Below are 18,367 nucleotides of genomic sequence, written 5' to 3'. Positions count from 1 at the left end.
CTAACGGTGGCTGATTTTCTTTGAAAGAAAGTCGCCGAAAAATTGAACCAAAACGATGAGGATAAGAATCAATAAAGTTGCAACAAAGATGACATCGTTGTTGAACATATTTTTCCCATAGTTGATGGCTAAGGTTCCTAGTCCTCCTGCACCAACGGCACCCGCCATGGCAGTTTCTCCGATTAAGGAAATGATGGTCACGGTGGTCACACGGATCAAATCTGGAAGCCCTTCACGAAGGTAGACTCCCACAATATCCCAGAAGGTTGCCCCACTGGCTTGGGCAGCTTCAATCACGCCTCCATCCAATTCGGACAAGACAACTTGGACTTGGCGGGCAAAGAATGGAAAGACCGCTAAGGAAAGTGGAACAAGGGCTGCTGTAGGGCCAATGGTATTTTTCAAGAGCAAGTAGGTCACTGGGTTAATAAAGGCCAACAAGATAATGAAGGGAATGGCACGGAACAAGGAAGTAACCTTATCCAGAATTTGGAAGACGATTTTATTTTCGATGACACCCCCAGGTCGCGTCAAGACCAATAAGAGTCCGGTCACCAAGCCTAAAAATCCACCAATAATGAAGGAAATAACGGTCATATACAGAGTCAGGTAAATGGCGGTTCCCCATCCATATTGGCTAGACCAGCCTAGTTTATAAACATTTGGTAAATAGGTTTGAATCAATTCAATCATGCTTTTCTCCCATCTTTCACAATAGTCACTGCAACGCCTGCATTTTCTAATTCTGTTTTAGCAGTTTCTAGATTTTGATTTTCACCTGATAAGATGACCACCAATTCCCCAACTGGAGTGTTGTCGAGAATCTCGATATTTCCAAATAAGATATTGGCAGATACTTGGTATTGTTTGTATATATCATTGATGATGGCGGTATCTGTCACAGATCCAGCATACTTGAGATGCGCTAAAATCGAATCATATGGCAAGTTCTTCACAATCGCTTGTTGGTTGATTTTCACCATGGCTTCATCGATCCCTGTTGCGACTGTGATGAAGTCTTGGGTCAAGGTATTTTTCGGATTGGAGAAGATATCTAAAACAGAGCCCTCTTCGATCAATTCACCATTTTGCATGACGGCTACTCGATTGGCAATATCTTTGACAATTTGCATCTCGTGAGTGATTAAGACAATGGTTAAGCCGAGTTTTTTATTCAACTCTTGGAGCAAAGCTAGAATTTGCTTGGTCGTCTTTGGATCCAAGGCGGAAGTTGATTCATCAGAGATCAAGATTTTTGGATCATTAGCCAAGGCACGCGCAATCGCTACCCGTTGCTTTTGTCCACCAGACAGTTGGGCTGGGTAATTTTCAGAACGGTCTTCTAGACCAACTAGTTCTAACAATTTGGCCACTTTCTCATTCTTTTCTTCTTTACTTAATTTAGAATGTTTGAGGGCGAAAGCCACATTTTCTGCGACCGTCATTTGGGCCATCAGGTTAAAGTGTTGGAAGATCATCCCGATATCCCGACGTTTCTCTCTTAGGGCAGCTGGTTTTAGGGTCACCTGATCTTGATAAATCACATCTCCATCCACAGTAATGGTTCCGGCGCTAGGCACTTGCAAGAGATTGATGACCCGAACCAAGGTCGATTTCCCGGCTCCAGAATATCCTACAATCCCATAGATATCGCCTTCATTAATATGAATGGTCACATCTTTGACCGCTTGGATTTGACGTTTCTTTTGCTGGAAGGTCACATCGATGTGATCCAGCTGAATCATTGCTTTACTCATAACTTGCTATTAACTCCTTTATCAATTCAATATGGGTGTAATAATCGGCGATTTTCACATTCTCATCGCCTCCATGGTCATGGCTATTGGCATTGCCAATTCCAAAAGCTGCCATCGGTACTTCCAACGCTTCAAAGACCGTGTACATAGGCCCTGTCCCTGCTGTTGTCGGAAGGACGGAAACCCCTTCAGGATAGAATTCTTTGGCGAGGCGGATGACCGTTAAGATGGATGGGGCACTCATATCACTTCTGTAGCTCATTTCCCCAAGTGTGTAGATCAATTCCACCTGATCGTAGCCATTTTTCTTCAATTGCTGCTTGATCTTTTCTAAGACATCCTTGGGATCTAGACCTGGAACCAAGCGTACCTCCATCTTGGCACGTGCCTCTGCCGGAAGAATCGTTTTAACACCTTGTCCTTGATAGCCAGAGCTGATCCCTTCGATATTCAGAGCTGGTTCAAAATAAAAGCGGCGCAAGAATTCCTTGCGGTCTTCCTGTAGGACCGGAAGAGTCAAGCCATAGGTTTCAGCCACGTCTGCTGGTCCCTTATTGGCATATTGCTCGATCAAGGCCAATTCACGTTCGTTCGGTTCTTGGATCTGATCGTAAATGCCTTCCACCAAGATGCGACCTTGGGCATCTCTGAGGCTTGCAATGGCATTTAACAAGTACCAGGAAGCCGAGTCTACAACACCGCCATAGCTGGAATGGATGTCCACCTCTGCACTCTTTACCACCATATCAAAGGTGACGATTCCCTTGCTACCACCAGAAATTTCCAACTGTCCTTGGTTGTTTCGAGTACCTTGTTCCCATACTAGGAGGTCTGCCCCACGCAAGTGTTTCTTGTGCTTGGCCAAGTATTTATCCAAGTCGGTTGATGCAGATTCTTCCGCTCCTTCGATGATAAAGGTGATATTGACTGGTAAGTTTCCTTTTTCACGAATGTATTTTCGAAGGGCTGTGAGACGGGCTGTGATGTGGCCTTTGTCGTCATCGACTCCTCGACCATACATGGTCCCATAATGAACCGATAAGGTAAAGGGATCCCCACTCCAGGGTTGGTCATCATCAGCTGGCACCGTATCATAGTGGTTATAAAAAATAATGGTCTTGGCATCTGGATTTGGGGAGAAAAATTTGGCAATGACAAAGGGAGCCGTATAGCTATCGTCTACTTCTACTTTTGCACCTGCAGCCGTGAAGATTTCGCCTAAATAATTGGCCACTTCCTTGAGCCCAATCTGTTGAGCAAAGATAGATTTCTTTGAAATCAGAGTCCGCAAAACCTCAAAATAATGCTGAGCGACTTCGTCATTTTCAAATTTACGGATTTGTTCCGCTTCTGTTGCAACAGGCATGACTTCCTCCTAATACGCGATAAGAGGCAGAGAATTGCTTCTCCACCTCATTTCATACATTTGAGTCTCTTTCTTAGAAGACTGGTTGGTCCATACCTTCTGAAGACTCTTCAATTACTTTTTTCACATTGTCTTTGTGATAAGCTTTGACGATTTCCTTGATTGCTTTTGCTTTATCAGATTTTTCCCAATCTTTCTTCGCTGCGATCAAGTTGTACCATTGTTTTGAGTTGTTATCTTTCTTTTCAATATAGATGGCTTTCTTGAAGTCAACACCTGCTTCACGAACGAAGGTATTGTTGATCACTGCAGCATCTACTGATGGAAGAGCAGATGGTGTTTGTGAAGCATCCAATTCAGAGATCTTCAAGTCTTTTGGATTTTCTTTGATGTTTGACACGTTTGCCAATTTTCCATCTTTGGTATCCAATTTAATCAAACCAGCTGATTGCAAGACGTACAAGGCACGGCTTTCATTTGTTGGGTCATTTGGTACAGCGATGGTCCCACCTTTAGGAATTTCTTTAATCGAAGTGTATTTGTTTTTACCGTTTTCTGTACCAGAGTAGAGACGGATTGGAGCGATGTAGGTATCTCCTACAGAGACAAGGGCTTTGTCGTTTTTAGAGTTCCAGTTATCAAGGAAGTTGTAGTGTTGGAAGGCATTGATATCGACACTACCATCTTTTACAGCCACGTTTGGTTGTGAGTAATCTGTAAATTGAGTGAATTCCAATTTGATACCTGTTTTAGCTTCATCCAAGTTCTTTTGGACTTGGTCCCAACGAGCTTTTTCAGTGTCGCTCAATGTCATAACACCGACTTTAACAGTTGTTTCACCATCTTTACCAGATGATTTTGAAGAGCCACAAGCGGCAAGGGCGAAGGTTGCAATAGCGGCAAGAGCCGTCAAACCAAGAACTTTTTTCAATTTCATTTTAATTTCTCCTTTAAATGTTATTCTTTAATATCTTTAGCGTCTGGTAGGTAAGTACCACCGAAGTATTTCTTAGACAATTTTTCAAGGGTTCCATTGTCATAGAGTTCCTTGATGCGTTTGTTGACAAATTTTTGAAGGTCTTTATCTCCTTTTGCGATGATTGGATAAACGTATGGTTGTTGATCGCTTGGAAGTTCAATCACTTTCAAATTTTTCAAACCTTGATCACGGATAATTGCTTCCACTGAGATCCGTTCGAAGATCTTATAGTCGGTACGACCGTCAGCAAGATTTGCCATGATGGTTTGAATGGTTCCATCCGTATACTTCAATTCTGTCGGATTGTCCGCATGTTTTTTGTTGTAGTCTTCTAATTGCTTAGCAGTCGAAGTTCCTTGAACGACTTCTGTTTTCTTGCCGCCTAGATCATCCAAAGATTTAATCGATGAATCTTTCGGTACAACCAAGACCAAGGGATTGCGCGCATAAGGATTTGGGTAGAGGTATTTTTCTTCCCGCTCTTTTGAGTAGCTGATGTTGTTGGCACCGATTTGGAAGCGGTCGCTGTCTAATCCAGCAAATACTGAAGACCATTCGGTTTTGTTAAAGTTTACTTCATATTTGTCTGAACCTTTGAAGACTTCACGCAACACTTCGATTTCATAACCGGTTAGCTTTCCGTCTTTTTCTTCGTAAGAGAAGGGTTTGGTTGTTCCAACCGTCCCAACTTCGATGGTTTTCTTGCCGCTAGAAGATTTTCCAGATGAGCAAGCTACTAAAGCACTAGTTGCAAGGACTGCAACCAAACCTAAAGTAGAGTATTTCATGATTTTTTTTAGATTCATAAGATCTCCTTACTAGTCATTGGCACACAAAATGCCATTCTAAGATTATTCTTCCATTTTATCAGAATCAAATCCACTTGCCTATTATATTTTCTTTATAGAGGTGATAGGTTTTCTTTATCACACTTTCTATTTTTTAAAATATCGTAACAAGGCTTGTGCATTCTCAACATAATAGGGAACCGATACCTCAAAGGCTGCATCGTCAATGGTCATGTGATCATGGTGCAGATCAGGGGCATCTGGGGCTCCGTTGGAGCCGACAAAGGCAAAGACTCCTGGAATCCGCTCTTGATAAAAGGCGAAGTCCTCTCCTGCAGTAGATGGTTCAGCTACAATGACGTCAGCTATGCCCTGCGAATGTTCCCATACGACCTTGGTCAATGCTGCATCGTTATAGGTGACAGGTGGTGTCACCCCCCATTCAAAGTCCACATCAACTCCTAAACTTTCTGCTAGGTGATTGATGATCGAAATAAAACGTTCCTTCAAGTCTCTTTGCACCTTGGGATTAAAGGAACGAATCGTCCCTTCAAAATAGCCTGATTTGGGAAGCACATTCCAAGTCGAACCAACATCTAGGTGCGTAATGGATAAAACCGCTGCCTCAAAAGGCGAAACCGTTCGGGAAATCAACAACTGTAAATTCTGAACCATGGTTGTCACGGCTGTTACAGTATCAACTCCTAAGTCTGGTCTTGCGGCATGGCTACTAACGCCCGTCACACTGACCTTGAATTTTTCCACTCCAGCCATCATAGCGCCAGAATTGATGGCAAGTTTTCCTGCCTTTAGCTGGGGAATGTTGTGAAATCCAATAATTCCTTCTACATCATCCAGCAATCCAGTCGCTAAAACTGCAGACGCTCCTTCAGAAATTTCTTCTGCCGGCTGAAAGATCAAGCGAATGGTCCCTTCTAGCTGGTCTTCTTTTTCCTTGAGAAGAGCCGCTGCTCCCAATAGGCTGGTCTGATGAAAATCATGACCACAGGCATGCATGACTCCAGGATTTTGACTTTGGTAGGGAAGGTTTGTTTGTTCTAAAATGGGCAAAGCATCGATATCCGCCCGAAGTGCCACCACTGGACGGCCCTTCCCAATTTCTGCAATCAAACCCGTTTTCAGACCACTATCCAAAACACGGATTCCCAAGTCCTCCAACTTTCCTCGTAAAAAGGCAGTTGTTTGGTATTCTTGACCCGATAATTCTGGATGCTGGTGCAGGTAGTGGCGAATCTCTGCTAACTCTTCATAAGAATAAGCCACAGGGCCTCATCTCCTTTCAAACATAAAACTATTTTATCACTAATCGGTAGTGCCGTCTAATTCCTGTTTTTTGGGCTTTGCTATAGCTAGAAACTATAACAAAAAACACTTCTGGATCTGGTCCCAGAAGTGTTTTTTGTTAGGATAGGTTTCCTTCAAATTTTTCCATAAAGCTATCACTATTGTAGGCTTTTTCCACTTCCCACTTGCCATCTTTTTTAACAAAGGTCAATTGGAAATCATAGCGGTCAGGTGTAATGAGCGGACGATCTTTCAGCGAAGCCATCATTTCTTCTCGGTAAACTTTGTTCTGAGCTTGATTGGCTTCAATGATATTTGGATAGTCTTTGCGATGCTCTTGGTAGAAGGTTTGCATATGATTTAGAATGGTTTTTTCCATGCTGACCGTTTCAGGATTTAAGCTGATCACCACTCTATCAGGAAGGTACTCTTTCACCGTGTAGGTCAATTTTGCCCGCTTGTCATTTTCTTTTTCATAGGCATCGATAAACTGGGTCACTTCTTCATTTGAGAATTGGTAATCATGCAATTTACGAGTAAAGTCGGATGCAAATTTGGCCCGAAAATCGCTGCGCTCTTTTTTCAAGTCCGTCCCCAAGACGAATTGATCATCCTTGTCGACTTTTCGTTGCCCGCTAAAGTAGACTTGATTGATGTACTCATCTGCCAAAACGCTAGCATTTTCTATCTTATTCTCATATTTGGAAGAATCGACAGCAAATTTGAGTGGCTTGGATTTTTTATCTGAGCTATAAGTTTTGCGCTCGTACTGAATTTCGTATTTTTTCCCTTTTTCAGCAGGGAAGACGATGTAACCCGATACTTTCTTATCCTTGGCTAACTGATCGCTCTTAAGCAATTGAAAGGCCTCACTTTGATCTGCGATAGCTGTTTTCAATTTGACCTTGTTGTTTGACGAGTCATAGACAGTAATATCCGAATCCGACACATTCACAGAGTCCTTGGAGACATTTTTAAATTCCAATTGAACCGCTAGATAAGTCCAATCTTCTGATTGGTTGAAGACCGGTGGCTTAATGTATAGGCCACCTTTGAGGCTAACTTCCACTTGGCCGTCAGATGCTGAGGTCCCCGCTGATTTTTCTGTCTTAGATTGCTGGGAATTATTTTTTTGAGAAGTCGCACCACAAGCGACTAGACTGAGCGTCGCAGCTGCTAGGATGCTCCATTTGAAAATCTTTTTCATCATCATCTCCTTAAAAGTTTTTTTTCTATTGTAACACGTTTTCCCCCTTATGTATACGCTACATAGTGATAAGTAAAAAGAGAGTGGGACAGAAATCGGTCATTCGTTAGAATTCGATTTCGTCGTCCCACCTCCGCAAAGTTGAGTAGGGCTGTAAAAGCTGATGGAATCAGCCTAGTAGAGCCCACTCAACCACTGCGTCTTGCTCGACAATTCAAAGACGATTGAGAGGCTAGGATTTCTGTCACACTCTCCCATTGACTAAAGGCAACTTTATCTATTTCACAAGATTCCTTTTTGTTTTTGAAGCAGGAGATCCTTGAGGGAAATAATCAAGACTGCAAGAAGGATCATGGCCATTCCTACAAAATCAAGGGCAAAGAAATGCTCCTTCATAATAGCAAAGGCAAAGAAAACTGCTGAAATTGGTTCAATTGAAGCTAGTAGACTTCCTTTTACCGGTCCGATCAGGCTGGTTCCTTTAAGAAAGACGGTATAGGCAAAGATGGTCCCAATCATCACTAAGCCAACAAGTCCGAATAGATTGCCCAAACCGTACTGCCCCTGTATGATCTGGCCAGCTGTAAAAGGCAGCATGACCATTCCTGGCACGACCATTCCACATCCGATAACTAGCATACTACCCCATTTTCGAATCAATGGAATAGGCAGAATGATATACAGTGCATAAGCAACTGCCGATACGAGGCCCCAAAATAAGCCTCTTGGGGTGATCGCTAACTGATCCATCCGGCCGTGGGTCGCTATGAGAAAGGTCCCAGCAATGGCTAACACCATGGATACTAGTTCTGAAATTGTTGGAGCTAAGCGATCCTTGAGGCAGGTATATACTAGAACAAAGATGGGACAGAGGTACTGCAAGACCGTGGCTGTTCCCGCATTTGTGGCATCGATGGCTTCTAAATAAGTCAACTGCGTCATCAATAATCCCAAAAAGGAAAACAAACAAAGAGGGAGATAGGTAGAACGATCGTGCAGAAAGGCCTTCATTTTTTTCTTATCCGCTAAATAAGCAAAGAAAATGAGTACAACTCCGGCAAGGACCAAACGCATGGTGGTCAAGGTCATGGGTGAAAAACCGTGAGACATCAGGTATTGACCACAAGCTCCTGACAAGCCCCAAGCAATCCCTGCTATCAGGGTCATCACAGTCCCTTTTAATGATGGCGACATAACTTCTCCTAGAATGTTTCTGTCTTTATTGTAACACAAATGAGACCATCCTCACTAGCAGAAATTAGTCTTCTTTTTTCCCTTTCTTGCCCATAGAGAAGCCGAGACTAGCTAATTTTAAAGTTCAAATCACATAGACGATCTTTTTATCGCCTGTTACAGAAGATTTTTTTCTCATATCTCTCTTTAAAACGATTGATGCTCCATCAGTATAGCATGCTCAAAAAATATGCAAGCGCTTTCTTAAAATGCTATACCTTTTTTACTATCACAAAAAAAAGCAACCTCCATGGCATCTTTTCACCATGGAGGTTATTGCTATGATAGCCTACAAGTTTGTAACAGCCGTCTTAGGAAGTTTTATCTTCTTTTCCCTTTTTTAAGAGGAGATGGGCTGCAAACAGAAGACCAAGACTTTCTAAGAAGAGTGCCGTACTCCTTGTATCTCCTGTTTTTGGAAGACTTGCTGGATTTTCGCTAGTTCCTGTCTTCACTTCTTTTTCGCCTTGTTTCAAGGATTTAGGAAGTGTTTGATTTGTTGGCACCATCTCAGGGCTAGACGCTTGATAGACGATCACATACAGTCCCAGATCTTTGCTTGCGAATTCCAAGCTATCTCCGACAACTTTTACATTTTGTTCTGTAAGAGTCTGATCAAGGTTCATCGCATACACAGCTTTTAGCTGACCTTTGATTGGTAAGTGTACCAAAAGTGCTCCTTTTGGTGTCACCACATGGTTATCATGGTCCAACAAGGCCAAGTGATAGGCGTCGTAAGGAGTTCCTGCCAAGTCTTGGCGCAGAACCTTTTGAACCTGAAGCTTAAGATTGGCTGCCAAGTCATCTGAGAGTCCAGCTACCCAGACACCTGTAGCCTTATCCGCTAAGACTCGAACGTCTTTTCTTGGTTGATCAGGCTCTGGAGCAACTTCATTCCCTACTGTTCCCAGAGGCCCGGTGTAGGCTGGGAGATCATGAACCGCTGCTTTAACGGCATTGACACCTCCCTTAAACTCTGGCACTTCAAGGATGGGAGCTGCTTGCTCACCCACTGTACCGAAAGGTTCTGTATAGGCTGGGAGATCATAAACCGCTGCTTCGACAGCATTGACGCCTCCCTTAAACTCTGGCACTTCAAGGACTGGAGCTGCTTGCTCACCCACTGTACCGAAAGGTTCTGTATAGGCAGGGAGATCATGGACCGCTGCTTCTTCGCCATTGACACCTCCCTCAAATGCTGGTACTTCAAGGACTGGAGCAGGCTCTTCACCTTTACTTGAAGTTACAAGAGGTTTCACTCCAATCTCGATGATGCGATTTTGAACTGGTGTCGTTTCTGTATGTACAAGGGTACGTTTGCTTCCTAATACTGCAAAATAGTCGACTTTTTCCCCATTTTTTCCTTCTACAAGCACGCGCCGTTGACCGATAGGAAGCTCAGGATTTTCACGCATCACTTCTTCATAGGCAATCGGAGTCTTTTTAACTTCCAAACTTGGACGATCCACAACCAGACTTCGATCTCCCTCTAGAGGAGTGGATTGGTGATGAGTCTGGAAGTGAAGATGGTATTCTTTCACCAGACTACCATCTTGAGATAAGAGGCGAACAAGAGTCGGTAGATCATCCTTCGTGGAAGCAATGACACTTGCAACACCATGTCCAGTGGTTTGAACCGTTACTTGTGGTCTGGCACCATTTACATCCAATGTATAATCTGTTACTGCCGGATCAAAGTGTTCCAGGGCTTTCCCAGCAACTGAAATAGCAACCGTCGGGGTCACAGTATCTTCTACTTTTCTTGGTGAGTAAGCCGTGAATTCTACGACAGCTAGACCATTGGTAGTCGGTTTACGCGTCATACGTGCACGAATCGCAGTCGTTTGAATCGGATCAAAGGTAAAGGTGATCGGTTTACCAGCTACAATTTCTCCAGATGCCTGATAAGGAATGGCTGTCCAATTTTCTGACTTGTTAAACGGATGGGTGCTATCTTCTTCATAACGAGAGATCGTGCTTGGTTCTGAATAAGCAGGGCCAACATATCTTTCTAGAACAAGATTTGCAGGGGCATCTGTGCCACTATCTCTAAAGAATTGAATAGCAACCTCTCCTACAGTTTGTGAAATGATTTGGCCATTTTTCTTAAAGAGAATACCCACAGAAGTTTCTTGATCTTTTGGAGTACGCGACCAGTTGGTCCAACGGCCATCTTCATTCAATTGTCCATCATTGATGTAGAAAATACGGTCATGGGAAGCAGCTTGAGTGTCATTTGTGGTAGAAGCAAAAGCTTTGGAATCACTGGTGTTGTTGCTGGTATTTTCAGATAAGACTTGATGGCCCTTGGTAAGGACTGTCACTTGCATCTTGGTGGTCAAATCAGTACCCAAGACATGGCCCAGAACTTCAAAGCTTCCTTCTTGTTCTCCTGCATGTGCTGGAAGAGTGTCCCATGATACTGCAAGATTGGCTGTCACCCAACCACTTTGAGCTGGGTAATAGACCTTCATGCTTGCTGGCAAGGTAATCGGATCACCAATATTAACAGTCATGGCACCATTTTCTGTAGCAAGAGGAAGAGCCGTTTCTTTTTCATTATTGCGGAAGATCCGGTATTCCTTCAGAATAGACCCATCTTCTGCCTTCAAAATAAGACGGGTAGCCCCTTTTGGACTGGTTGCTGGAACAATGGTGACTAGGCCATTCTGGCTAGCACTTGCGGTGATGGCCTTAGTCTTTTCAGAGACATAATAATCCGTCACTTCTGGATTGAAATGGTCCAGCTTCTTGCCATCCACCATGATCGAAATTTCTGAATTTGTGGCACTTGGAACCTGATTGCCTAAAATGGTCATTTCTGTCAAGCCAACACCTGCCTTTCCATCTGCCTTCTTCATGCGAATCCGAACAGCATAGGTTTCAACCTTATCAAAGGTCAGATGATTGGTTTGAGTCGCAGACAATTGACTTGGAGCCTGTAGATTTTCCACGGTTTTCCAATTGGCTGGATTGTTAAACGGATGATGGGGATCCGATTGGGTATGGTTGACATCGTTTGGTAAATCTGGAATTTCTTTGCCAACATAGTATTCAACGGTATAGTCTTTTGGAAGGCCAATCGCTCCATCTGTGTAAAAATCTAGAGAAAGATTATCAACAAAGCGCTTGGTCAAATCCCCAGAATTTCCAAATAAAATAGCTGCCCAATCATTATCTGTATCTGTTTGCCAAGTTGTCCAGCGATTCTTAGCATCTGCATTGGTTCTTGAAATCGTCAAATCATTTAAGGCATTGGCAGCATCGTCTCCACCCGTATTAGATACAATGGCTGCAGGTAGTTGAGAGCCTGTCCATTGTTTTGAGATATTCTTTCCAGCAACAACCTGGCTTGAAACCCGAACATGCGCCCTGGTCGTCAACGTGCTACCCACTATGTGACCCGTGATGTCATGCATTCCTTCAGTTTGGCTGAAGTTGGCTGGGACTGGATCCCATACGACATCTTTATAGAGGATCGTACCGTTTGAATGGTAGGCGCGAACAGTTGCTGGCAATTGAACCGTTTCCCCTTTTGGAAGGGTAAGACTAATATCTTCAGCCACTTGCAACCCTTCTACCGTAACAGTAGCGAGAGCTTCCATATCCGTACCATCAACATGACCTTTGAGACTAAAGCTGTGATAAGAGCTGAGGTCTTTATCATCGATCTTGTCCCAAGTTACCGAAACTTTGCGTGGCAGGCCTTGGTCAAATTCAGCCCCAACTTGTGTCGGTAAATTCGGTTGCTGATGAAGGTCTGTTGAGATGGAGACAGGATGCAATTTGACAATCTTCTTGACTGCTGTATTTTCTTTGATCACCATTTGGGTAGCGATGGACTCAGTAGTGTCAGCTTGATGGTCCAAACGAGCTCGTAAGGTCATATGACCTTTGCTATAAAGAAGTAGGTTTTGTCCGCTGACTTCGACACGTCCTCCATCAGTAGATTGGGCCTCTATATGTACATCTGAAGCTGAAAATTCTGTTTGCGAACCATCCTCATAGTGTCCAACAACGCGATATGGTAAGACTTGATCTTCTGTTGCAGCATCTTTGCCCTCTACCAGAACTTCCAATCGTTTCAAAGCTGGAGCTTCCTTGACAAACTGAATCAGGTAGGTTTGGACTAATTCTCCATTCTGAGCACTTAAGAAAATCGAAGCCTGATGATCATTGCTATCTGAAGCTTGTTGAACAGTGACCTGGTAGCCACTAACTTGAGCTGCTACAGTCGGAGTGGTCGCCGTATAAGGAAGAGAAAGGCGATAGTAGGTCTTTTCAGGTTCAAAGTTTTCAAGCGGACGGTCTCCGACTGTGATTCCCGTTACACTCGGAGTGCTTTCCTTATCACTTGCAGTAAAGGTAGCCGTCACTTCGTGCTGATCGCCGACCAACTGACCTATTGCTTGTGTACTTCCTCCTTCTTTTGTCAAAGCTGAAGGATCTTTCAAGGTCCACGAAACCACCTCTGTGTCGACTAGGTTCCCATCCGTCAAAAGGGCTGTCACACTTTTATCCAATTCTTCTGGTTTTGTCCCAACTGGAACCGTAACCACTTTAGGTAACCACTTGTCTAGAGCGACAACTTTGACAAGGGCTTGGGCTCGAGCCTCTAGACCTTCTACACTTCCTTGGACTTTCTTTTGACCAGCACTCGCTAGTAAGTCTTCTCCTAGATCCCAGTGAACTGACTTTTCTTCTACACTTCCATCGCTATAAATTGCCGTAACTGTAGTTGGCAATACAGGCTTGGTACTGACATCTGTTGTTGCTTGAACAGGCGAGTAAGCGACAAAGTGACGATGGTCTTTTTTACCAGAAACTGTCGTAACGGTAGTACTGTCAGACGCTAGACCAGCAGCATCTGCATAAAGGGTAAACTTACCTTCTTTTTCAGTAGATTTCACAATGACAACTCCTTTTCCATTGAAGGCCCGTCGTTGCCATGTTCCATCTGCTTGCGCCTTATAGCGTTCGCGACTTGCTTGTTCCCCATTGTCTACTCCGACAATTTGCCCTTGTCCATGAAGATTGAAGTAGACCAATTGATTAGCGGTTGGCACCACATTTCCCTCACTATCCACAATTTCATAGTGAATATAAGAGAGATCTTTTCCATCAGCTGTGATCACCTCTTCTTCTTTGGTCAGGCGAACCTTAGCTGGCTCTCCTGCAGTCGTGACATGATCTCGTGCAACCTCATGACCTTCTTCGTCCCGCGCTATCGCTGTCAAGGTACCTGGTTGGTAAGACACTAACCACTCTAAGTACAACTCACTCGGTTTTGCCCCTTCATGATAAGGGCGACCATCTTCGGTTGTTTTTTTAGTAAATTCCTTTTTACCAAGCGATTGCCCATTTAAGAATAATTCGACACTTGCCGCATTAGAGAAGGTCCGAACTGGAACTTTTCCATCTACCAAAATCTTCCGTTCCCGAAGGGTTTCATCTGTCCAATTCCAATGAGGTAAGATATGAACCGTTGGCTTTTCTTTGTCACTGTACCATTCACTCCGATAAAGATAGAAGTCATTTTTTGGCAAACCAGCTGTATCAATAATACCAAAGAAGGAACTTTTAACTGGTGTGCTGTCTTGGTTGTGCCAAGGAGTTGGCTCACCAATATAGTCAATACCTGTCCAGATAAATTGGCCAGCATAACCAGCATGATCTCGGTCAAATGTCCATGATTCCGTAGCTGTTCGTCCCCATCCTACACGGTCATTTCCATAATCGGATTGTTCATAATGGCGATTTGGACGATTGTCGTGGCTGAGGATATGAGCCGGATCAAAATAGGAATCGCGCGTACGTGTTGCTGAAGATGTTTCAGAACCATAGATCAACCAGTTTGGATGAGCTCTACGAACAGCCTCATAATAACGTTCCCCATAGTTCATTCCTACAGCATCCAGTAGTTCTGACAGTTTCAAGAAATTTCCCGTAGCAGATCGGCTATATTTATTTTCACCCATGGTGACATAGCGTTCCGTATCAATGGCCTTAATGACTGCTTTCAAGCGCTTTAAGGTTTCGATTGAGCGCTGACTACCATTGGCTTCATCTACTTCATTTCCGAGTGACCACATAATGATAGCCGGGTTGTTTTTATCGCGTTCTACCATGGTCCTTAGGTCAAAATCCGACCATTTTTCACCCTTCTTAGCTTCAGGATGCGTTGCATCTTGGTCAAAGAATCGACCGTAGTCATAGGTTTTTTTGCCACCATACCAAGTATCAAAAGCTTCTTCTTGGACTAAAAGTCCAAGATTTGCAGCAGCATCCAACAACTGCGGACTAGCTGGATTGTGGGTGGTCCGAATCGCATTGACCCCCATATCTTTTAAGAGTTTTAATTTTCGATAGGTCGCCTTGTAGTTTTCCTCTGCCCCTAAGGCACCATTATCATGGTGGATACTCACCCCATGAAATTTCAGTCGTTCACCATTGAGTGAAAAGCCTTCATTGGGCGTCCAATTGAAATAACGATAGCCAAAGGTATCTTCCGTAACATCAACCAGCTGGTCTCCCTTGTAAACCTTGGTTTTCAAGACATAGAGTTGAGGATGGTAACTCTTGGTCGTCCACAAGGTCGGTTGGTTCACCAAGATGGTTTGGTTAAAGGCAGCCGTTTCATGTTCTGCTAAACTCTTTGTAACGGAGCGAATCACTTCAGAAACAGCTTTTCCTTCCTTGGTAAAGATCTGTTGTTCAAGGAATACCTTGGCAAGCTCTTTGCCCGTATTTTGGACCTTACTTTGGATAAGAGTTTCAACAGCTCCATCTTTTTGCTCTGCTAGTTTTGGTGTGGTGATGTGATTGCCATTTTCAGCCACATGCACCTGATCCAGATAGCTCAGTGTGACATCTCGATAGATCCCACTTCCTGAATACCATCGGCTACTTGGTTGTTTATTGGTAACCTGAACGGCAATCGTATTTTCACTACCATCTTTATTTAGAAAATCGGTAATGTTGTATGAAAAATGATTGTAACCACTTGGATAGTTTCCTACGAATTTACCATTGACAAAAACTTTGGAATCCATATAGACCCCATCAAATGTTAGACGTACATCCTTATTCTTGTCTGCTTCATTGACAGTGAAGGTCTTGCGGTACCATGCCGTCCCCCCATTTAATTGTCCACCTTCGTTTCGCGCAGGTGATTGGTGGTCAAAATCAAAATAGATACTCCAATCATGGGGCAGGTTCAACTTAGACCAATCATGAACATCTACCTCTTTCTTAGAAAAATCTCCTGAAGTATTTAGTTTAAAATACCAGTCTTTATTGAAATTTTGCTTTCTTTCCTGTAAGAGCCGATCTTCAGTTTCTTTGTCTTTCGTCAGCTCTGGCTTAGTCGTATTTGGGGTTGCTTCCTTAGCACCCGCTTGGCCTCCTTGCTCATTCTTGTCAGGTATTGCAGCTGTATCCGGCTTTGGCTCAAGAGCCTTATCTAAGGAAGGCTTCGGAGTAGCAGCCTCAGCCTTTCCATTTCCAGAATCTGCTGGACTTGTAGGAGTCTCCACCTTAGGTGCAAGCGGGGTTGCATCCGCTGTTTCACTGGATGGTTTTGGATGTTCTGCAGCTTCTTCAGTAGAAGGGGCAGGGCTAGGGGTTTGATCTGCTTTGGAAATAGCTGCTGCAACATCCTCAGGTAATTTGTCTAAGGGCTCAACCTGATGGATGACTTCCTCTTCAGATGTGGGAGCTTCCGTCTCTGCTGCATGCGCTAGTTGAACACCAAATAAACTAGCCCCAATCATGACCGATGCTGCCCCAATCGCAAACTTACGGATACTATAATGACAACGTTTTTCAAACATTTTATGGTTCATAAGAATCCTCTTTTCCTTGATCTTGAGTAAGCGTTTTCTTTTTCATCGACACCTCCTGATAAAACGCCTATATTTTATATCAATGTTGATATATTTAATATATCAAAACTTCAGAAAAATTGCAATGGATTATTTTCTTTTGATTCAAAAAAGAGCAAAACAGAAAGAATGTTTCAACATTCTTTCTGTTCCACTCTTCTATGATGAAGGCTTTTCAACTCATAGGCATTCTAGGATAATCTAGAACAATAGGATGCAATACCTTCTAAAATTCCCATTATTCTGGCTCAACTAAAATCTTGATTTGAGACTTATCTTGTGTCAATTCAATAAAGCCATCTTGGACGATATTTTCCAACTTGATTTTCTTGGTAACCAATTTTTCAGCAGAGAAATAGCCTTGTTCCATCAACTCTAATACTTTAGGGAAAATGTGACGGTAAGCAATAATTCCTTTGAGAGATTTTTCTTGGATGGCGAATTCATTTGGATTGATACTTGCTTCGCGTTCCCAAATAGATACAACCATACATTCCCCAGCTTTATGAACAGCTGCTAGGGCTTGGCCTAAAACGACCGGAACACCTGTAACTTCATAAGACACATCGGCACCACCACCTGTCAAACGATGGATAGCATCAACCACTGATTCACCATCTTGAGGATGAACCACAATGGCACCCAGCTCTTCCGCTTTAGCTTGGCGTTCAGGAGACAACTCAACCGCATAAATTTTTGAAGCACCTGCTGCACGAAGAGCTTCCACGATCAAGAGACCAATTGGCCCCAAACCAAAGACAACTGCTGTATCTCCAGCCTTGATAGCAGATTGACGAACAGCATAGACCGCAACAGCTGCCGGTTCTGTAAGAGCTGCTTGCTCATAGCTCAAGCTATCTGGAATCACATGCACAAGATCACCATCAAGCACACAATACTTCGCAAAACCACCATCAGCAGCAAGCCCAACAAAGTTCAAGTTTGGATCAAGATTGTAATCACCAATCAAGTTATGTTTTGCCAAAATTGGTTCAATCGTTACCCGATCGCCAACTTTCACTCGAGTCACATCACTTCCGACTTCGACAATTTGACCTGAGAATTCATGCCCCAAAGTAACCGGTGCTTTTTGACCAGAATAGACATGTTCTTCAGTTGGAATGAAGATCGGACCATCCAAATATTCATGCAAGTCTGTTCCACAGATCCCTGTGAACTTAACTGCCACTTTTACTTGGTGTGGAAGTACTTCAGGTACTTCGACTTCTTCGATACGAACGTCTTTTGCTGCATGCCAGCGAGCTGCTTTCATAGTAGCCATGTGAATGTCTCCTTTATATTTCCATGATTCGCAATTTCCTTTTTAGGAAACTCAACAACCCCATTGTAAGCCTTTTCACAAACTTTGTCAAGGAAAAATTGAACTAAAAAGCCAGCCCTCCAGCTGGTCTTATTTCTTCTTGATTCGTGAAGTCTCTATTCTCCAACCCACAATCCAACCAAAGACGAGGAGATAATTTTCAAGCGCACCAATCCCATTGACAGGCAGATGATAGTGAAAATAATTGAAGAGATGATTGGTCCCAATCCCGAGCCCACCAATAATTAAGGCCAATAGCACCGTCCGAAGATAAAACCAATCGTATTTAAGATTGACAGCAATCAGGATCACAAGAACTGCCATATTCCAAATCCCAATCTCCCGCTGCCAACCGACAGAAATACCATATCCCGAATGACTTCCCATATAGGATGGAAAGAATAGTTGGAAGATAATCGCTCCAGACATAGCGATAATGACTAGGATAAATAAAACTCTTAAAAATTTATTCATGTAATTCCTCCTAATACCTGTTGACATGTAATCGTCTTTCCTATTCTAACACAA

11 protein-coding genes are annotated in these 18,367 nt (G+C 43.3%); all 11 read right to left on the bottom strand.

Going from position 1 to position 18,367, the window contains the following annotated elements:
* The 11 genes from HA044_RS06065 to HA044_RS06015 all read right to left on the bottom strand — a co-directional run bounded on the left by HA044_RS06065 (position 1) and on the right by HA044_RS06015 (position 18,313).
* Positions 1-693: a methionine ABC transporter permease gene (locus HA044_RS06065; protein WP_187540180.1), complete on the bottom strand. Its 693-nt coding sequence runs from the start codon at positions 691-693 to the stop codon at positions 1-3.
* On the bottom strand, positions 690-1,757 hold the full coding sequence (locus HA044_RS06060; RefSeq protein ID WP_187540178.1) for a methionine ABC transporter ATP-binding protein: 1,068 nt from the start codon (positions 1,755-1,757) through the stop codon (positions 690-692). The genes HA044_RS06065 and HA044_RS06060 overlap by 4 nt, the downstream gene beginning before the upstream one ends.
* The gene (locus tag HA044_RS06055) at positions 1,750-3,123 is read right to left on the bottom strand and encodes a M20/M25/M40 family metallo-hydrolase (protein ID WP_187540176.1); all 1,374 of its coding nucleotides are present in this window, start codon (positions 3,121-3,123) and stop codon (positions 1,750-1,752) included. Before HA044_RS06055 ends, HA044_RS06060 begins: the two co-directional genes overlap by 8 nt.
* A 73-nt stretch (positions 3,124-3,196) precedes the next feature.
* Positions 3,197-4,060 (bottom strand): MetQ/NlpA family ABC transporter substrate-binding protein, encoded by an 864-nt coding sequence (locus HA044_RS06050; protein WP_187540174.1) that lies wholly within the window; start codon positions 4,058-4,060, stop codon positions 3,197-3,199.
* 20 nt (positions 4,061-4,080) lie between these two features.
* Positions 4,081-4,908 (bottom strand): amino acid ABC transporter substrate-binding protein, encoded by an 828-nt coding sequence (locus tag HA044_RS06045; RefSeq protein WP_187540172.1) that lies wholly within the window; start codon positions 4,906-4,908, stop codon positions 4,081-4,083.
* Positions 4,909-5,037: 129 nt separating this feature from the next.
* On the bottom strand, positions 5,038-6,174 hold the full coding sequence (locus HA044_RS06040) for an amidohydrolase (RefSeq protein WP_187540170.1): 1,137 nt from the start codon (positions 6,172-6,174) through the stop codon (positions 5,038-5,040).
* Between the two features lie 139 nt (positions 6,175-6,313).
* A complete protein-coding gene (locus tag HA044_RS06035; protein ID WP_262407546.1) occupies positions 6,314-7,402 on the bottom strand; it encodes a DUF4352 domain-containing protein in 1,089 nt (362 codons plus the stop codon).
* A 282-nt stretch (positions 7,403-7,684) separates the two neighbouring features.
* Positions 7,685-8,596 carry a DMT family transporter gene (locus HA044_RS06030; protein WP_187540166.1) on the bottom strand — a complete coding sequence of 304 codons (912 nt, stop codon included), beginning with the start codon at positions 8,594-8,596 and terminating at the stop codon, positions 7,685-7,687.
* Between the two features lie 350 nt (positions 8,597-8,946).
* The gene (locus HA044_RS06025; protein ID WP_187540164.1) at positions 8,947-16,479 is read right to left on the bottom strand and encodes an SIALI-17 repeat-containing surface protein; all 7,533 of its coding nucleotides are present in this window, start codon (positions 16,477-16,479) and stop codon (positions 8,947-8,949) included.
* A 277-nt stretch (positions 16,480-16,756) separates the two neighbouring features.
* Positions 16,757-17,800: a 2,3-butanediol dehydrogenase gene (locus tag HA044_RS06020; protein WP_187540162.1), complete on the bottom strand. Its 1,044-nt coding sequence runs from the start codon at positions 17,798-17,800 to the stop codon at positions 16,757-16,759.
* 129 nt (positions 17,801-17,929) lie between these two features.
* Positions 17,930-18,313 (bottom strand): hypothetical protein, encoded by a 384-nt coding sequence (locus HA044_RS06015; RefSeq protein WP_187540160.1) that lies wholly within the window; start codon positions 18,311-18,313, stop codon positions 17,930-17,932.
* Positions 18,314-18,367: the final 54 nt, after the last annotated feature.

It is taken from the genome of Streptococcus sp. IMAU 99161 (genome assembly GCF_014435245.1).
GTDB classification, from domain to species: domain Bacteria; phylum Bacillota; class Bacilli; order Lactobacillales; family Streptococcaceae; genus Streptococcus; species Streptococcus lactarius.
Note: the sequence above shows the minus strand (reverse complement) of the source record. Positions and strands in the feature narration are given on the sequence as shown.